Here is a 3,102-nt window from a genome sequence, read left to right as displayed (position 1 = left end):
TTTAAAAAAAAGGAAGGGGGCGATACCTACTCTCACACGTCAAAGCGTACTACCATCGGCACGATACGGCTTAACCGTCAGGTTCGGTATGGTTCTGGGTGTTTCCCGTATCGTTATCTTCACCCCCTATTACTCATTCACAAGTGCATAGAGTTTCGTCCAAAGCCTCGGGCTATTAGTACCGCTCGGCTCAATACTTCTCAGTACTTACACCTGCGGCCTATCTACGTCTTGTTCTCAAACTGCCCTTACCTCTCTCGAGTGGGAAGCCTATTGTTTGGGCCCGTTTCCCGCTTAGATGCTTTCAGCGGTTATCGGTTATATGTGTGGCTACTCAGCTCCTGCTACTTGCATAACAGCTGATTCACCAGGGACATACTCACTCCGGTCCTCTCGTACTAGGAGCAACCCCCTTCAAGCTTCCTACCCCCGCAGCAGATAGAGACCGAACTGTCTTACGACGTTCTGAACCCAGCTCACGTACCGCTTTAATGGGCGAACAGCCCAACCCTTGGGACCGGCTTCAGCCCCAGGTTGCGATGAGCCGACATCGAGGTGCCAATCCACGCCGTCGATGTGAACTCTCGGGCGTGATTAGTCTGTTATCCCCGGGGTAACTTTTATCCGTTGATCGACGGCCCTTCCTCTCAGAACCGCCGGGTCACTAAGTCCAGGTTTCCCTCCTGATCGACTCGTCAGTCTCTCAGTTAAGCAGGCTTTTGCCTTTGCACTCTTCAGTGGATTTCCAACCCACTTGAGCCTACCTTCGAACACCTCCGTTACCTTTTAGGAGGCAACCGCCCCAGTTAAACTGCCCTCCTAACACTGTCCAGGTCAAGCTCTTCACTTTCTCCCGTTAGTAACCCATCGTTGTAAGGGCGGTATCCCACGGACGGCTCCAGCTGCCCTGGCGAGCAGCTTTCTCCGCCTCCCGCCTATCCTGTACATACAACGATAAGTTACAATGTCAGGTTACAGTAAAACTCCACGGGGTCTTTCCGTCTAGCTGCGGGTCCTTGGCGTCTTCACCAAGCTTGTAATTTCACCGGATCCTCCGTTAAGACAGCTCCCTAGTCGTTACGCCATTCATGCAGGTCGGAACTTACCCGACAAGGAATTTCGCTACCTTAGGACCGTTATAGTTACGGCCGCCGTTTACCGGGGCTTCAGTTCGAAGCTTGCACCTCTCCCCTTAACCTTCCGGCACTGGGCAGGCGTCAGTCCCTATACTTCCACTTCCGTGTTAGCAGAGACCTGTGTTTTTGGTAAACAGTCGCTAGGGACTTGTCACTGCGGCTCTATTAACATGATTTCTCATGCTAATAGTCCACCCCTTCTCCCGAAGTTACGGGGCCATTTTGCCTAGTTCCTTAACGAAGGTTATTCCGCTCCCCTTTGCCTTCTCAGCTCGTCTACCTGTGTCGGTTTCCAGAACGGGCAGTAAAAAAATCAACGCTACACGAGGCTTTTCTTGACAGTGTGATTATCTACCGTTGGCCTTGCGGCCTCCCCATCACGACTCCTCCTCCACCAGCGGATTTCCCTACCGGCTTCTTCGGCATCGTCGCTTGGAAGATTTGCAACCCTATCTCGGTAGCTTTACCTCCTGTGTCCCCCCTTGCAGCTCTTCTTTTACTGGTACGGGATTCTTCACCCGTTTTCCATCGGCTACCCCTTTCGGGTTCACCTTAGGTCCCGACTTACCCTGGGCGGACGACCCTTCCCCAGGTAACCTTAGACTTTAGGGGTGGGAGATTCTCACTCCCATTTCGTTACTCATGCCTGCATTCTCTCTTGTGCTTCGTCCACATAACCTTCCAGTTACGCTTCTCCCTCGCACATTGCTCCCCTACCTATAGCCTTTCGGCTATACCGTAGCTTCGGTGCGCGGCTTTAGCTCCGTTACATTTTCGGCGCAGTCCTCTTCTACCGGTGAGCTGTTACGCACTCTTTTAAGGATGGCTGCTTCTAAGCCAACCTCCCGGCTGTCTCAAGAGGTCCACTTCCTTTCACACTTAGCCGCTTCTTCGGAACCTTAGCTGTCGGTCTGGGCTCTTTCCCTCTCGACCATGAAGCTTATTCCCCACAGTCTTTCTCCCTGGTATCCAGTTATGGCATTCGGAGTTTGATTGGTTTCAGAGGTCTACCCCCCTACGCCATTCAGTGCTCTACCTCCATAACTCTTCTTCCAGAGGCCGTGCCTACACACGTTTCGGGGAGAACCAGCTATCCCCAGGTTCGGTTAGCTTTTCACTCCTACCCACATGTCATCCGAGGATTTTTCACTATCCACCAGTTCGGACCTCCACTTGGTTTTACCCAAGCTTCATCCTGCACATGGGTAGCTCACCTGGCTTCGGGTCTATTTCCAGTGACTTGCGCACTATTCATACTCGGTTTCCCTTCGGCTCCACCTACCGGCTTAACCTCGCCACCGAAAATAACTCGCAGGCTCATTAATCAAAAGGCACGCGGTCACTTTCGCTCCCGCTTCCTGTAGGCATACGGTTTCAGGTTCTCTTTCACTCCCCTCCCGGGGTCCTTTTCACCTTTCCCTCACGGTACTATTCCACTATCGCTCAGCTGTCCTCTTTAGCCTTGGATGGAGGTCCACCCAGCTTCACGCAGGATTCCTCGTGTCCTACGCTACTCGGGTTAACAGCAGTCGAATCTATATACTTTCGTGTACAGGACTTTCACCTTCTTCGGTAGGCCTTCCCATGCCTTTCCACTTCGTATATATATCCAACCCCCTATCTGGCAGTTCGGGTAGCTGTTACCCACAACTCAGTAGCAACAACGCCTGCCCGCTTTTACATCGCTACTGTTTGGGCTCTTCCCTTTTCGCTCGCCGCTACTAGGGGAATCTCGTTTGATTTCTTTTCACCGGGTACTATGATGTTTCACTTCCCCAGCTTCGCCTCCTGTCTCCAGGATGCCTTTCGGCAGGTTTCCCCATTCGGATATCTGCGGATCTTCGCTCGTTTGCAGCTCCCCACAGCTTTTCGTAGCTTACCACGTCCTTCTTCGCTTCCAGCTGGCTAGGCATCCACCGTATGCCCTTCTCTCTTTGGACGTACTCTATGCACTTGTCAATGAGCT

General features: G+C 52.4%; 2 rRNA genes. Both read right to left on the bottom strand.

Annotation, left to right across the window (positions count from 1 at the left end):
- Positions 1–14: 14 nt before the first annotated feature.
- A 5S ribosomal RNA gene (gene rrf / locus BZ25_RS09670) occupies positions 15–127 on the bottom strand.
- Positions 128–155: 28 nt separating this feature from the next.
- Positions 156–3,076 (bottom strand): 23S ribosomal RNA (locus tag BZ25_RS09665).
- Positions 3,077–3,102: the final 26 nt, after the last annotated feature.

The organism is Petrotoga sp. Shatin.DS.tank11.9.2.9.3, from assembly GCF_003665005.1.
Lineage (GTDB): Bacteria > Thermotogota > Thermotogae > Petrotogales > Petrotogaceae > Petrotoga > Petrotoga mobilis.
The sequence above is the reverse complement of the archived record's forward strand: the minus strand, read 5'-3'. Positions and strand labels throughout refer to the sequence as shown.